This is a genomic window from Romboutsia sp. 1001285H_161024_C4, assembly GCF_015550185.1.
In the GTDB taxonomy this organism is placed as follows: Bacteria; Bacillota; Clostridia; order Peptostreptococcales; family Peptostreptococcaceae; genus Romboutsia_C; species Romboutsia_C hominis.
This window is the reverse complement of the sequence record NZ_JADNAJ010000007.1, coordinates 1-15,466: the sequence shown is the minus strand read 5'-3', so window position 1 is coordinate 15,466 and position 15,466 is coordinate 1. Positions and strand designations below refer to the sequence as shown.

At 30.4% G+C, this 15,466-nt stretch carries 15 protein-coding genes and 1 rRNA gene; all 16 read left to right on the top strand.

The features are described 5' to 3' along the window. Positions 1–77: 77 nt before the first annotated feature. Positions 78–734 (top strand): stage II sporulation protein R, encoded by a 657-nt coding sequence (gene spoIIR / locus I1959_RS11655; protein WP_092921532.1) that lies wholly within the window; start codon positions 78–80, stop codon positions 732–734. 15 nt (positions 735–749) lie between these two features. After that, on the top strand, positions 750–1,265 hold the full coding sequence (locus I1959_RS11650; RefSeq protein ID WP_166506122.1) for a cell wall hydrolase: 516 nt from the start codon (positions 750–752) through the stop codon (positions 1,263–1,265). 140 nt (positions 1,266–1,405) lie between these two features. Beyond that, positions 1,406–2,473, top strand: coding sequence for a D-alanine--D-alanine ligase family protein (locus I1959_RS11645; protein ID WP_195238357.1), 1,068 nt, complete (start codon positions 1,406–1,408; stop codon positions 2,471–2,473). A 14-nt stretch (positions 2,474–2,487) separates the two neighbouring features. After that, positions 2,488–3,297 carry a glutamate racemase gene (gene murI / locus I1959_RS11640; protein ID WP_195238427.1) on the top strand — a complete coding sequence of 270 codons (810 nt, stop codon included), beginning with the start codon at positions 2,488–2,490 and terminating at the stop codon, positions 3,295–3,297. Positions 3,298–3,358: 61 nt separating this feature from the next. Then, the gene (locus tag I1959_RS11635) at positions 3,359–3,775 is read left to right on the top strand and encodes a DUF1934 domain-containing protein (RefSeq protein WP_092921526.1); all 417 of its coding nucleotides are present in this window, start codon (positions 3,359–3,361) and stop codon (positions 3,773–3,775) included. Between the two features lie 180 nt (positions 3,776–3,955). After that, entirely contained in the window at positions 3,956–5,341 is a 1,386-nt protein-coding gene (gene tilS / locus I1959_RS11630; protein ID WP_195238355.1) for a tRNA lysidine(34) synthetase TilS, read from the top strand. Between the two features lie 31 nt (positions 5,342–5,372). After that, complete coding sequence (ftsH, locus tag I1959_RS11625) at positions 5,373–7,319, top strand: ATP-dependent zinc metalloprotease FtsH (protein WP_195238352.1); 1,947 nt, start codon at positions 5,373–5,375, stop codon at positions 7,317–7,319. Positions 7,320–7,655: 336 nt separating this feature from the next. Beyond that, a complete protein-coding gene (locus I1959_RS11620; protein WP_195238350.1) occupies positions 7,656–8,633 on the top strand; it encodes a biotin--[acetyl-CoA-carboxylase] ligase in 978 nt (325 codons plus the stop codon). After that, on the top strand, positions 8,626–9,585 hold the full coding sequence (locus I1959_RS11615; protein ID WP_195238348.1) for a P1 family peptidase: 960 nt from the start codon (positions 8,626–8,628) through the stop codon (positions 9,583–9,585). Before I1959_RS11620 ends, I1959_RS11615 begins: the two co-directional genes overlap by 8 nt. Before the next feature lie 156 nt (positions 9,586–9,741). Beyond that, on the top strand, positions 9,742–10,341 hold the full coding sequence (locus I1959_RS11610; protein ID WP_242977260.1) for an ECF transporter S component: 600 nt from the start codon (positions 9,742–9,744) through the stop codon (positions 10,339–10,341). Positions 10,342–10,359: 18 nt separating this feature from the next. Then, positions 10,360–11,130: a type III pantothenate kinase gene (locus I1959_RS11605; RefSeq protein ID WP_092921516.1), complete on the top strand. Its 771-nt coding sequence runs from the start codon at positions 10,360–10,362 to the stop codon at positions 11,128–11,130. A 142-nt stretch (positions 11,131–11,272) separates the two neighbouring features. Continuing rightward, on the top strand, positions 11,273–12,247 hold the full coding sequence (dusB, locus tag I1959_RS11600) for a tRNA dihydrouridine synthase DusB (protein WP_092921722.1): 975 nt from the start codon (positions 11,273–11,275) through the stop codon (positions 12,245–12,247). Between the two features lie 102 nt (positions 12,248–12,349). Further along, positions 12,350–12,829 (top strand): transcription elongation factor GreA, encoded by a 480-nt coding sequence (gene greA, locus I1959_RS11595; RefSeq protein ID WP_092921514.1) that lies wholly within the window; start codon positions 12,350–12,352, stop codon positions 12,827–12,829. A gap of 17 nt (positions 12,830–12,846) precedes the next feature. Then, the gene (lysS, locus tag I1959_RS11590) at positions 12,847–14,376 is read left to right on the top strand and encodes a lysine--tRNA ligase (RefSeq protein WP_195238346.1); all 1,530 of its coding nucleotides are present in this window, start codon (positions 12,847–12,849) and stop codon (positions 14,374–14,376) included. A 356-nt stretch (positions 14,377–14,732) separates the two neighbouring features. Beyond that, positions 14,733–14,918, top strand: a complete 186-nt coding sequence (locus I1959_RS11585) for a hypothetical protein (protein ID WP_092921510.1) — start codon at positions 14,733–14,735, stop codon at positions 14,916–14,918. A 220-nt stretch (positions 14,919–15,138) separates the two neighbouring features. Continuing rightward, positions 15,139–15,466 (top strand): 16S ribosomal RNA (locus tag I1959_RS11580); the annotation flags it as partial.

The window sequence follows — 15,466 nt, the reverse complement described above, 5'->3', positions numbered from 1 at the left end:
AAAATTCAAATGCAAAAGTATAAAAAAGTGCAGATTGGATATACTCAAAATAGAAATATTTTGAGGGGGAAATAATTATGAATAAGATAAGGATAAGATTGATAATATTAGTATTAAGTCTTATAGGCGTTATAAGCCTAATGACACTAACTATAAATGGAGAGGTCAAAAATATAAATTCATTATCAGAAAATTATAAAGATAAGTTAATTAGATTTCATGTTATAGCAAATAGTGATTCAGATGAAGATCAAGAACTAAAGCTAAAAGTAAGGGATGCGGTTATTGAGTATCTTCAACCTAAACTATCAAAATCAAAAAATATAAGCCAAAGTGAAGAAATAATAAAGAATGAATATGACCAAATAGAAAAAATAAGTGAGAATATTATAAAAGAAAATGGATATACTTATGACATAAAGGTAGGGATAGAATATAGTAATTTTCCAACTAAGCAATATTCAAGTGTAGTTCTTCCAGCAGGGGAATATAAGGCTTTGAAGATAGTTATCGGAGAGGGAACAGGCAAAAATTGGTGGTGCGTAATGTTTCCACCTTTATGTTTTATAGATGAAGAAAATGGAGTTATAGATAAGGCTACAGATGAAAAGTTAAAGGAAGTATTAACTGAAGAAGAATACAATTTAATAACTCATAAAACTAAAGAAGAAGTTAGTAGAGTAGAAGTTAAATTTAAAATAGCAGAAATCATAGATTCAATATTAAAAAACTAAAGGAGTGACATAAGAATGGGCAGGTGCTATAAATCTATAGTATCGTTAATTATTTTATTCTACATGTTGTTATGTACGAATGTGGTACTAGCAGAAGGAAAAGATTTAGGAACAAGTGAAGTACCTACTGTAGAAGAAGGTATTACCAAAAAACAAGAAAAGGAAGTTTTAAACATAACAAATGATGAGCTTTTATTGTTATCTAGATTAGTGTCAGGAGAAGCCAGAGGAGAATCTTATGAGGGTCAGGTAGCAGTAGCGGCAGTTGTTATAAATAGAGTAAAAGATCCTAGATTTCCAAATACAATAAGAGATGTTATATATCAGAAAAATGCTTTTTCTGTTGTAAATGATGGTTCAATAAAAATGGATCCAACAGAAAGTGCATATAAAGCAGCAAGAGAAGCTTTATATGGAACCGATCCAACTAATGAATCTATATATTTTTGGAATCCAGATATAGCCACTTGCAAGTGGATAAAAACTTTGAGTCCTCATATGAGAATAGGGAACCATGTGTTTGCAAAATAATAGTGAAAATTGATGAAAAATGCGCAAAAAGGAGCTTGGCTCCTTTATTTTTTTGTTATAATGGACTATAATAATCATTTAGATAGTAAAATGCATATAATATTTGAATTAGAAAATAAACCAGAAAGGTGAGATTGTTAATGAGCAAACTTAATGTGGCTTTAATATTTGGTGGAAAATCAGGAGAGCATGAAGTTTCTTTATCTTCAACTGCTTCAATATATAAACATATAGATAAAAATAAATACAATGTATTCACAATAGGGATAACTAAAGATGGAAGATGGATGTATTATGAAGGTAGTGAAGAAAATATAAAAAATGGACAATGGGAGAATTTAGCTAATAAAAATGTTGAAATAAACCTTATACCTGTTGGAAACAGAGAAGTGGGTATAAAATTCGAAGATGGAAGATTTGAAAAGATAGACGTATTATTCCCAGTTTTACATGGACCATATGGAGAAGATGGTAAAATACAAGGATTATTTGAAATAAGCCAAATACCATATGTTGGTTGTGGTGTTTTAGCTTCAAGCGTTGGTATGGATAAACTTGTATGTAAAAAAGTATTCTCTCAAATGGGATTACCACAAGTAAATTATACTTATACAACTAAAATATTATTTAACAATAACACAGAAGAAGAACTAAACAAAATAGAAAGAGAGCTAGATTATCCTGTATTTGTAAAACCTGCTAATTTAGGTTCAAGTGTTGGTATATCTAAAGCAACAAATAGAGAAGAACTTTTAAATGGAATAAATGAAGCTTTAAAATTCGATTCAAGAATAGTTTTAGAGCAAGGTGTAGATGCAAGAGAAATAGAAGTTTCTGTTTTAGGAAATGAAGAAGTTAAGGCTTCTATAGCTGGTGAAATAAAGCCAGCTAAAGATTTCTATGATTATGAGGATAAATATATAAACGGAGCATCTACTTATGAAATACCAGCTAAAATAAGTGATGCAGATATGGAAAATATAAGAAAGATGGCAGTAGATGCATTTAAAGGAATAGATGGTAAAGGACTTTCAAGAGTAGACTTCTTTATAGATAGAAAGTCAGGAGAAATATTCATAAATGAAATAAACACATTACCAGGGTTTACTAATATAAGTATGTATCCTAAAATGTGGGAAGTAACAGGATTAGAATATTCTAATCTAATAGATAAATTAATAGAGCTAGCGATAGACTCTAAGAAGTAAAGCAGGTGTTTATGATGAGTGATAGACCTATAGGGGTATTTGATTCTGGATTAGGTGGATTAACAGTCTTAAAAGAAATAATGAAAATCTTACCTAATGAAAATATAATCTACTTTGGGGATACAGCAAGGGTTCCCTATGGTCCTAGATCAAAGGATACAGTAATGAAATATACCTTCCAAGCAATAAACTTTTTAATATCTAAAGGTGTAAAAGCTATTGTTATAGCTTGTAATACAGCTACTGCTAGATGTTTAAAAGAGGCTAATGAAAAATATGATATACCTATAATAGGTGTTATAGAAGCAGGAGCCAGAACAGCTGCATATTCTACAAAAAATAAAATAGTAGGTGTTATTGGAACAGAAGGTACGGTACGTTCTAAGGCTTATAATGCAGAAATAGCTAAAATAGATAAAGATATAAAGATAATAGATAAGGCTTGCAATTTATTTGTGCCAATAGTAGAGGAAGGTTGGGCAAATACAGAAATAGCTAGACTAACAGCTGAAAAATATTTAGAAGAGCTAGTTAATGAAGGGATAGACTCTTTAGTGCTAGGATGCACTCACTACCCAATATTAAAGAGAACTATTGGAGAATATGTTGGAGAAAATATTAAATTAGTGAATCCAGCTAAAGAAACTGCTATGGATTTGAAAAAAGTACTAGAAGAAGAAGATATATTAAGAAAAGATGGTAATGAAAGAGTATATTATGAATACTATGTCTCTGATATACCTGAAAAATTCGCTAGTATAGCCACAGAGTTTATAAAAAGAGATATAGATAATGTAAATCATGTTGAAATACAAAAGTACTAATCAACAAATATAAACTTTAGATATTATCTAAAGTTTATATTTGTTTTAGGAGGAAAAAGAAGTGAATGCTAAAATAAATATAGTTACAACACAATATGAAAAGAAAAGAGTACTAGATACTATTAGACAACAGGCTGATGCAAACATATACTATAAAAATGAAGATTTATATGTAGTTTATAAGGAAGTGGAAATGGATAAACCAACTACAACAACTATTAAAATATCTGATAATAAGGTTAGTATAAAGAAGTTCGGTGAAGTAAATTCTACTATGAATTTTGAAAAGGGAGTTGTAAATGAAAGTAAATATAGAACTCCACAAGGTTTATTTATAATAGAGACTAAAACAAGAGATTTAAAAATAGATAAAAAAGCAGAAAACTGCATAAAATTAAATATAGATTATGACATAAATATAATGGATTTGTTTAACGGTAGAAATAAAATAGATATTTTGTTAGAAATTAAAGAATAATAGAAATATATAAATTTTATAAAGGTAGTTAAAGTACTACCTTTTATTTAATTTATTTGGTATTATAATAACTATACTAAACTTTGAATGTTTTAAAAAACGTACAAGGGTTTATAGTTTTTTTATAGAAACTTTATACATAAAAAGTTACTAAAAACTAGATGTAAGAGGTATTAATATATGATATTTGAAAAAGTACTAAGTACTATAAATAAATATAAGCTAATAGAAAATGGAGATAAAATAGTTTTAGGACTTTCTGGGGGACCAGACTCTGTTTGTCTATTACATATACTTTATAGACTAAAAGAAAAACTAGATATCGAAGTATATGCAGCTCATTTAAATCACCAAATAAGAGGTATAGAAGCACAAAAAGATGCACTATATATAACTCAACTTTGTGAAAATTTAGGAGTAACATCCTTTGTTAAATCTATAGATGTACCTAAGTACTGTAAAGAAAATGGTTTATCTGTAGAAGAAGGTGCAAGAAAACTTAGATATGAAATGTTTGAAGAAATAAAGCAAAAGACAAAATCTAATAAGATAGCTATAGGTCATAACTTAAATGATCAAGCAGAAACTATACTTATGAGAATAATGAGAGGGACTGGACTTCAAGGATTAAGAGGAATAGAATATATAAGAGACAACAATATAATAAGACCTATATTAGATATAGATAGAAAAGATATAGAAGCTTATTGTGAAGAATACGAATTAAATCCAAGAATAGATCATACAAATCTAGAAACTATATACACCAGAAATAAAATAAGATTAGAACTTATACCATATATGAAGGATAATTTTAATCCAAATGTAATAGAATCTATAGTAAGAATGAGTAATAGTTTAAAAACTGACAGCGATTATATCCAAGAAGAATCAGAAATTAAATTTAAAGAAGTTTCCAATTTACAAGAAGATGCCTGCGAAATAGATATACAAAAGTATTCAGAACTTCATGATGCTATCAAGGTAAGGGTATTAAGAAAAGGTATAAAACATATACTTGGAGATACTAACTTTGTAGACCAAAAGCATATAGAAGACATTATGCAATTAGAAGATAATAAAAAGATAGATAAAATGATAACCCTTCCAAGGGGGATATTTGCATATAGAAGAAAAAATACTATACTATTAATTAATAAAGAAATAGTTAACGAAACTATAGAGTTTTGTTATAATTTACCTAGTAACGGTTTTATTAAAGTAAAAGAACTTAATTTAGTTTTAGAAACTCAAACAATGAATATAGATAGATATAAGAGTATGAAACTAGATAAGAAATCTAAAGGTTTTGATTTTGATAAAGTAAAAGGGGGTATAGTAGTAAGAAGTAGAAAAGAAGGCGATAAGATAAAGCTTTCAGCAGGAAGCAAAAAAATAAAAGACTTATTTATAGATTTAAAAATACCTAGAGAAGAAAGATGCAATGTACCTATAATAGTAGATGAGCAAGGTATCTTATGTGTAGGTGATTATAAAAATAGTGAAAATTACAAAATAGACAATAGTACAAAGGAAGTCTTAAAGATTACCTTTAAGAAAATATAGAATAAAACGATATAGGAAAGGAGGACTTCTTTTGAATAAATTTTTCAAGGGAATAGGTTTCTACCTACTAATATTTATAATCATAGTAGGAATAGTACAGTTTTCAGGAAAACCTACTGAAAAGATAGAAAATATGCAGTTCTCTAAAGTATATAGAGAATTAGAAAAAGGAAATGTATCAAGAATACATTTTGTTGATGGGACTGCAGTAGAAGGAACTATAAAAAACTCTAACGTAAAGTTTAGGTCATATGTTCCAAAAGAAGTAATGGGAGATAAATTAGCTGATGAAATCTTAAGTCAAGCTATGGAAGGTAAATTAGTGTTTGGTGGAGAGCCAAGACCATCAACTCCTTGGTTTGTAGAAATGTTACCGACATTATTATTAATATTCTTCATGGTAATAATATGGTTTGTCTTCATGAATCAGTCTCAAGGCGGAGGCGGAAAGGTTATGAACTTCGGTAAGTCAAAAGCCAAAGTTCATAAAGATGACGAAAAAACTAGAGTTACATTTAAAGATGTAGCAGGTTTAAATGAAGAAAAAGAAGATTTACAAGAAGTTGTAGACTTCTTGAAAAACCCTAAAAAGTATATTGATTTAGGAGCAAGAATACCAAAAGGTATACTTATGGTAGGTCCTCCGGGTACAGGTAAGACTTACTTATCAAGAGCAGTTGCAGGAGAAGCAGGAGTTCCATTCTTTAGTATAAGTGGTTCTGACTTCGTTGAAATGTTTGTTGGGGTAGGGGCATCTAGAGTTAGAGACCTATTTGAACAAGCTAAAAAGAATGCACCAGCTATAATATTTATAGACGAAATAGATGCTGTTGGTAGAAAAAGAGGAGCAGGTCTTGGTGGAGGTCATGATGAGAGAGAACAAACACTTAACCAACTTCTAGTTGAAATGGATGGTTTTGGTGTTAATCAAGGAATCATAATAATGGCTGCAACTAATAGACCAGATATACTTGATCCAGCATTACTTAGACCAGGAAGATTTGATAGACAGGTAGTTGTAGGAGCACCAGATGTTAAAGGTAGAGAAGCTATATTTAAGGTTCATTCTAAGAATAAGCCATTAGCAGATGATGTTAATATTGAAGTTTTAGCTAAGAGAACACCTGGATTTACTCCAGCAGATATAGAGAACTTAATGAATGAGGCTGCTATATTAACAGCTAGAAAAAGAGAAAAGAAAATCCAAATGGAAACAATAGAAGAAGCTATAACAAAAGTTATAGCAGGTGTTGCTAAGAAATCTAGAGTAATAAGTGAACCTGAAAGAAGACTTACAGCATATCATGAAGCAGGTCATGCCGTTTGTGCGCACGTACTTGAACATGTAAGTCCAGTTCATCAAGTTACAATAGTACCAAGAGGAAGAGCAGGAGGATTTACTATGCAACTTCCTGTTGAAGATAAATTCTACGCAACAAAGAATGAAATGAAAGAAAATATAGTTGTCTTACTAGGTGGTAGAGTTGCTGAAGAATTAGTTTTAGATGATATATCTACAGGAGCATCAAATGACTTAGAAAGAGTAGCATCTACAGCTAGAAGTATGGTTACTAAATATGGAATGAGTTCAAAGCTTGGACCTATGGCATTTGGTGATCAAGAGGATGAGGTATTCCTAGGAAATAGCTTCAATTCTAAAAAGAATTACTCAGAAGAAATAGCTTATGAAATAGATAAGGAAGTAAGCAGAATAGTTGATGAAGCTTATGCTAGAACTAAAAAATTACTACAAGATAATATGGATAGTTTAGAGTATATAGCTCAAGCATTATTAGTACATGAAACTTTAGATGCAGAGCAATTTATAAAAGCTTTTGATAAAGAATTGCCTTTAGAAAATAATGAATCTAAAGTTGATACAACTGCTATAACAACAGAAGAGTTTGAAGTAAAACATAATAACCTAGAAAATACTACAAATGAAGACACTACTCAAAATGATATAGATAACAAGTAGTATAAGAAAGAACCTTGATTAATCAAGGTTCTTTTTTATACTATAAATCTATAATGCATTTAGTATATTAATAAAATATAAAATTAAAGCTAATGTAATAGGTTATAAATCTTTTTATAATGAATGGTGATATTTTTATTCTTATTGAATAGATAAAGCTTTAGAGTGTTAAATAAATAGTTATTTTATTAGAATACTAATTAATGTAGTGTTGATTAAAAATAAATTAAAATTATAAGTTATTTGAAATGTGAAAATATTAATAGATAATGTATAATTAGTTATAAATTAAAAAGTAATATGGTTGTATAAATGTTATATAGATAGAGGTGAAGGATGAGAAAAAAGATAATACAAGAAATATTAGATAATAAAAGTAAATTTATTTCAGGGGAAGAATTATCTAAAAAATTAGGAATATCTAGAGCAGCTGTTTGGAAACATATAAAGTCTCTTAGAGAAGAGGGGTATAATATTGAATCGGTAAACAAGAAAGGATATAGATTGATAGAAAAGCCTGATGATTTACTTACTTATGATAATATATACCATAATCTACATACTAAAATTTTAGGTAAGAAAATTATTCATTTCGACACAATTGATTCTACAAATGATTATGCTAAGAAGATAGGTAATGAAGAGTCTGAAGGTGCAGTTATTATAAGCGAAGAGCAAACAAAAGGTAGAGGTAGGCTAGGTAGGAATTGGCATTCTAATTCATATGAAGGAATATGGATGAGTATAATACTTAAACCAAATATAGTTCCATATAAGGCACCATTCATAACATTAATAGCAGGAGCAAGTATAGTGGAAGCTTTAAATAAGCTAGGTGTAAATGCTAAAATCAAATGGCCAAACGACATTATATTAAATGAAAAAAAAATATGTGGAATATTAACTGAACTATCCGCAGAAATAGAAAGAATTAATCATATTGTCTTAGGTATTGGAATAAATGTAAAAACTATGGAGTTTTCCCAGGAAATATGTGATGTAGCTACATCTCTATATAAGGAAAATTATATTGTATCTAGAGTCGATATAGTAAGGAATATATTATTAGAATTTGAAAGTCTGTATCTAGAGTATATAAATAATAATTCAAAAGAAAAAGTTTTAGATATTTGTAGAAGACATTCAGCTATAATTGGAAAGGAAATATACACCATAAGAGGCGAAGAAAAAGAATTAGTTAGATGTTTAGATATAAATGAAGAGGGAAATTTAATTATAAAGAGAAATGATGGTTCTATTAAAGAGATTATATCAGGAGAGATTTCTATAAGGGGGATTAAAGGATATGTATAACAATATTTTAGATGTAAAAGGTATAAAAGTAGGTCAAGTTCAAGATACTGAAGGGTTAACAGGATGTACTGTTGTTATATGTGAAGAAGGTGCTACATGTGGAGTAGATGTTAGAGGTTCAGCGCCGGGTACAAGAGAAACTGATTTATTAGATCCTATAAATATGATACAAAAAGTACATGCAGTTGTTCTGTCTGGTGGCTCTGCATTTGGATTAGAATCTACATGTGGAGTAAGCAAATATTTGGAAGAACATAATATAGGGTTTGATGTTGGAGTAGCTAAAGTACCTATAGTAGTTGGAGCTGTATTATTTGATTTAATAGTAGGGGATCCAAAATGTAGACCAAATATAGATATGGGGTATAAGGCTTGTGAAGTTGCCACAGATAAAGAGTTAAGACAAGGTAATTATGGTGCAGGATGTGGAGCTACAGTAGGAAAGATAAGAGGACCAGAATACTGTATGAAAGGTGGAATAGGAAGCTATTCTATAGAATTAGAAAATGGATTAGTTGTATCTGCATTAGTTGCTGTAAATGCTTTTGGAGATGTGTATGAAGATGGGAAATTAATAGCTGGGGTTTTAGATGATAGTAAAAAGAAAAATCTTAGCACTTATGATATTTTGAAAGAAGGATTCTCAAAAGGTGGATTTAGCATAGATAACACTACTATAGGGGTAGTTGTTACTAATGCTAAGCTGGATAAAGCAGGGTGCAAGAAAGTATCTCAAGTGGCACATAATGGTTATGCAAAATCTATATTCCCTATACATACACCTCATGATGGAGATACAATTTTCACAATGGCTACAGGGGAAATAGAGTCAGATATAACTTTAGTTAGTTCTATAGCTACAGAGGTTGTAGAAAAAAGTGTAATAAATGCAATAAAAAATGCAAATTCTATAAAGAATATACCTTCATATAAAGAAATAATAGGAAACTAAGAATTGTTGACAATGTTATTTCCTATTGATACAATTATTCTTGTTACAGCTGGCATCCTTGAGATATAGGAGCCTGACTTGATATCAAGGGAATTAAAAAAACTAAATAATTTAAGAAGTCCGGCATCTTTATGAGCTGGAACGGAGGTGTATTTTATGAACGTGCAAACAAAAGCTACAAAAAATGTGAACGTAAGAAAGATGGCTATAATAGGTGTGCTTTCCGCAGTATCTATTATGATGTCAATGATACCAGGGATAGGGTATATACCTATAGGACCCACTAATGCAACTATAATGCATGTACCTGTTATCATAGGTTCAATTATAGAAGGTCCTATAGTTGGAGCTACAGTAGGGTTTATATTTGGTCTGACTAGCCTTATAAAGGCATTGACTCAACCTACGATAACATCTTTCGCATTTATTAATCCACTAGTGTCTATACTTCCAAGAGTGTTGATAGGAATACTAGCGTATTATATATATGAATTCGCCATGAAGTTAACTAAAAAAGCATCTATATCAGGATTATTAGCCGGAGGATTAGGTTCTATAATAAACACAGCAGGTGTTTTAGGCATGATTTATATCTTATATGGAGCTAGGTTTGCTGAAGTAAGTGGGGCAAGTGCTTCTACTGCAGGAACATTTATATTTACTCTTGCAGCAACAAATGGTATACCTGAAGCGATAATTGGAGCTTTAGTAGTATCACCTGTTATAATGGCCCTAAAAAAAGTCATCAAAAGGTAGAAAGAAGGTTAATAATAAATGCTTTTAGTATTTGATGTTGGAAATACCAATATGGTTTTAGGTATATATAAAGAAAAACAGTTAATAAAAGACTGGAGAATAAACACAGACAAAGAAAAGACGTCTGATGAATATGGAATGTTAATAAGTAACTTATTTAAATTTGATAATATAGATATAAATGAAATAGAGGATATAATAATATCTTCAGTTGTACCAAATGTAATGCATTCTCTTGAAAATTTTTGTATAAAATACTGTAACATAAATCCTAAGATAGTTGGTCCTGGGATAAAAACAGGATTGAATATAAAATACGACAATCCTAAGCAAGTAGGGGCAGATAGAATTGTAAATGCTGTTGCTGGTATAGAAAAGTACAAATATCCACTTATAATAGTTGATTTTGGAACAGCTACAACATTCTGTGCTATATCTGATAAAGGTGAATACTTAGGAGGTACTATAGCTCCAGGGATAAAGATATCAAGTGAAGCTTTATTCCAAAGAGCATCAAAACTTCCTAGAGTTGAACTTATAAAACCAGGAACTACAGTATGCAAAAATACTGTATCAGCTATGCAAGCTGGAATAGTTTATGGATATGTGGGATTAGTTGATAAGATAATAGAAATGATGAAAAAAGAACTTGATTATGAAAACATAAAAGTTGTTGCTACAGGAGGATTATCAACTCTTATAGCATCAGAAACAGATTCTATAGACTATGTAGATAAATACTTAACTTTAGAAGGATTAAGATTAATATACGAGAAGAACAAAGAATAGAGGGAATTGGGTTATTTGCCCAATTCTTTTTTTGAATAAATCAATTTCAAAATATGTATCTAAATTATGAATTTTGTGATAATGAATTAATTTATGGATATATATAAATAATAAAAATACATCATATAGGAGGAGACAAATGATAAAAATAGGAAATTTAGAGCTTGAAAATAAAGTCTTTTTATCGCCAATGGCTGGTGTAACAGACTTACCATTTAGGCTTATATGTAAAGAACAAAACTGTGGAATGCTTTATACGGAAATGATAAATGCTAAGGCATTATGTTATGATGATGAGAATACTAAAAAAATGCTTAAAATAGAAGATGCAGAGCATCCAGTAGCAGTTCAAATATTTGGCTCAGACCCAGAGTTTATGGGAAGGGCTGCTCAAATAATGAATGAATACCCAAATGAAGTATTAGATATAAATATGGGATGTCCAGCACCTAAAGTTGTTAAAAATGGTGATGGATCAGCTCTTATGAAAAATCCTAAGCTCGCTGAAGAAGTTTTAAAGGCCGTAGTTAAAAATTCAGATAAGCCAGTAACTTTAAAAATAAGAAAAGGTTGGGACGACAATAGCATAAATGCAGTGGAGATAGCTAAAATAGCAGAAGCTTGTGGGATAAGTGCTTTAGCTATACATGGTAGAACTAGAGAACAATATTATTCTGGAAAAGCAGATTGGGATATAATAGGTGAAATAAAGAAAAATATAAGTATACCTGTCATAGGAAATGGAGATGTATTTACAGTAGAAGATGCTAGAAATATATTAGACAAAACAAATTGTGATGCTATAATGATAGGTAGAGGGGCTCAAGGTAACCCATGGATATTCAAGAGAATAAATCATTACATGCAAACTGGTGAGATATTACCAGAGCCAACATTAGAAGAAAAGATAAACACTTCTATTAAACATTTAGATTTAGCGGTAAAAGAGCATGGAGAATATGTTGCTGTAAGAGAAATGAGAAAGCATATAGGTTGGTACCTAAAAGGACTTAAAAACTCTGCTAGAGTTAGAGATGAAATAAATAAGATAGAAAGCCATGAAGAAGTAGTATCTAAGCTACGTGAGTATATGGAAGACTGCTTGACATTGAAATAAGAGTAACTTATAATATAGCGCATAAATTAAAAATGTATATTTTGAGCAAAATTTAAAAATTGGGCTTATGCCCAAATACATAGTGAAGGAGTTGTAGGGGTCATGGAAGATAAGAAAGAAATACTGTTAACTCAAGAAGGATTCGATAAGTTAGAGGAAGAAGTAGAGTTTTTAAAAACTGTAAGAAGAAGAGAAGTTGCTGATAGAATAAAGGTAGCTATATCTTTTGGAGATATATCTGAAAACTCTGAGTATGATGAAGCTAAGAATGAGCAAGCTCAAGTTGAAGAGAGAATAATGAAGTTAGAAAGTATGATAAGAAGAGCTGTTATCATAGATGAAAGTCAAATAGATGTTAATGTTGTTACTATAGGTTCAATAGTTAAAGTAAACGATGTTGAATTTGATGAAGAAGTTGAATATACAATAGTAGGTTCAGCAGAAGCAGACCCATATGAAGGAAGAATATCAAATGAATCTCCTGTAGGAAAAGCTCTTTTAGGAAGAACTATAGGAGATGTTGTAGAAGTACAAGTACCAGACGGAGTTGCTAAGTTTGAAATATTAGAAATAAAAAGATAATATGGGAGGTAAAACAAATGAATAATGATCAACAAATGAATAATGATCAAACTCAAGAAGAACTTAGTGAAGTTCTTCAAATAAGAAGAGATAAGTTAGCTAAGCTACAAGAAATGGGAAGAGATCCTTTCCACCAAAGTAGATATGACAGAACTACTAACTCTATGGAAATAAAAAATAACTTTGAAGAATTTGAAGGAAAAGTAGTTAGAATAGCTGGACGTATAATGAGTAAGAGACTTCAAGGTAAAGCAGGATTCATCGATATACAAGATCAAGATGGAAGAATACAATGCTACGTTAGACTTGATAGAATAGGTGAAGAAGAGTATGCTATATTCTCTACATATGATATAGGAGATATAATAGGGCTTGAAGGTGAAGTATTCAAGACTAAAAAAGAAGAAATCTCTGTAAAAGCAAATGAAGTTGTTTTATTATCTAAATCACTTCAAATATTACCAGAAAAATATCATGGATTAAAAGACCAAGATTTAAGATATAGACAAAGATATGTTGACTTAATAGTTAACCCAGAAGTTAAAGATGCTTTTTTAACTAGAACTAAAGCATTAAAAGCTTTAAGATCTTTCTTAGATGAAAGAGGATTCTTAGAAGTTGAAACACCAATATTAAATACTATAGCTGGTGGGGCTAATGCTAGACCTTTCGTAACTCATCATAATACACTAGATATACCTATGTACATGAGAATTGCCAATGAGTTATACTTAAAGAGACTTATAGTTGGTGGATTTGATAAAGTATACGAAATGGGTAGAATGTTTAGAAATGAAGGTATGTCTATAAAGCATAACCCAGAGTATACTGCTATAGAATTATACCAAGCTTATGCAGATTACACAGATATGATGGATATAACTGAAAATGTTATAGCTTATATGGCTGAAGCTGCTACAGGAAGTATGAAGGTAAATTATCAAGGAACTGAAATAGACTTCACTCCTCCATGGAGAAGAATGACTATGGAAGACTGTGTTAAAGAATATACTGGTGTAGATTTCTCAAAAATAGACACAGATGAAGAAGCTTTAGCAGTTGCTAAAGAAAAAGGAATAGAAATAACTCCTGGAATGAGAAGAGGAGAAGTTATAAATGCAATGTTCGAAGAATTTGGAGAAGATAAGTTAATCCAACCTACATTTATAACTCACCATCCAGTTGAAGTATCTCCACTTGCTAAGAGAAATGTAGAAGATCCAAGAAAAACAGATAGATTCGAAGCATTTGCAAATAAGTGGGAATTAGCTAACGCATTCTCTGAGTTAAATGATCCAATAGATCAAAAAGAAAGATTTATGGACCAATTAAGAAAGAAAGAATTAGGAGATGACGAAGCTTGTGATATGGATGAAGATTTCGTAAATGCTCTAGAAGTAGGTCTTCCTCCAACTGGTGGATTAGGAATAGGTATAGATAGAGTTATGATGTTATTAACAAATTCTCCATCTATAAGAGACGTAATTTTATTCCCAACAATGAAACCAATAGATAACTCTACAAGCAACAAAGCAGACGAAGAATAGATTATGAATAAAAACCCTATAAAATAGCTTTTAAAAGCTATTTTATAGGGTTTTTATTTTGATTTAATGATAATTAAGGTTTAAATATAATATAGCGCTTACAACTAGAAGTAATGTATTTTAAGCGTTAAAAATCTTATTTACTATGCAAAAAATTGATAAAAGATTAAATAATAAAATATAATTTTTAGCAAGAATCATTAAAAAAATATACAAAATAGTGAAGAATATAGTATCCCAATGGGAGAAAGGGTATTAAAAAAATAAAAAATGAAGATATATAGATTAATTTTTATAAAGGAAAGCTTAATAAAAATATAGAAAAATACATAAAATTAAGTTTAGGGGGAAATAGTATGTTTGGGGTTATGAATTGGATATGTTTAATATGTGTTAGTTTATTAGTTGGAGAAATTATGATTTATTTTTGCAAAGATGTAATAAAAATTTTAGATTTAAGTAAAAATAAAAAAGCTAGAAGTGTTGAAATTACTAAAGCTAGAGAACAAGTAAATATATATGAAACTAAGATAGCAAAATAAAATTAAAAAAAGTTTTGAAAAAGTGTTGACGTTATAAAAATAAGGTGGTATAGTATTACTTGTCCTTAAGAAAAAGGCAAAACGAAAAACACAAAATAAAGTGTAAATAAGAACTTTGAAAATTAAACAGTAGGTTAATTTATATAACTGATTCTTAAAAGAATCGAAAACAAACCAAGCCAGATATTCAGATAATGATAGTCTGAGCAGGTAACAACTTTTATTTGAGAGTTTGATCCTGGCTCAGGATGAACGCTGGCGGCGTGCCTAACACATGCAAGTCGAGCGATTTACTTCGGTAAAGAGCGGCGGACGGGTGAGTAACGCGTGGGTAACCTGCCCTGTACACACGGATAACATACCGAAAGGTATGCTAATACGAGATAACATGAGAGAGTCGCATGGCTTTCTTATCAAAGCTTTTGCGGTACAGGATGGACCCGCGTCTGATTAGCTAGTTGGTAAGGTAACGGCTTACCAAGGCGACGATCAGTAGCCGACCTGAGAGGGTGATCGGCCACATTGGAACTGAGACACGGTCCAAACTC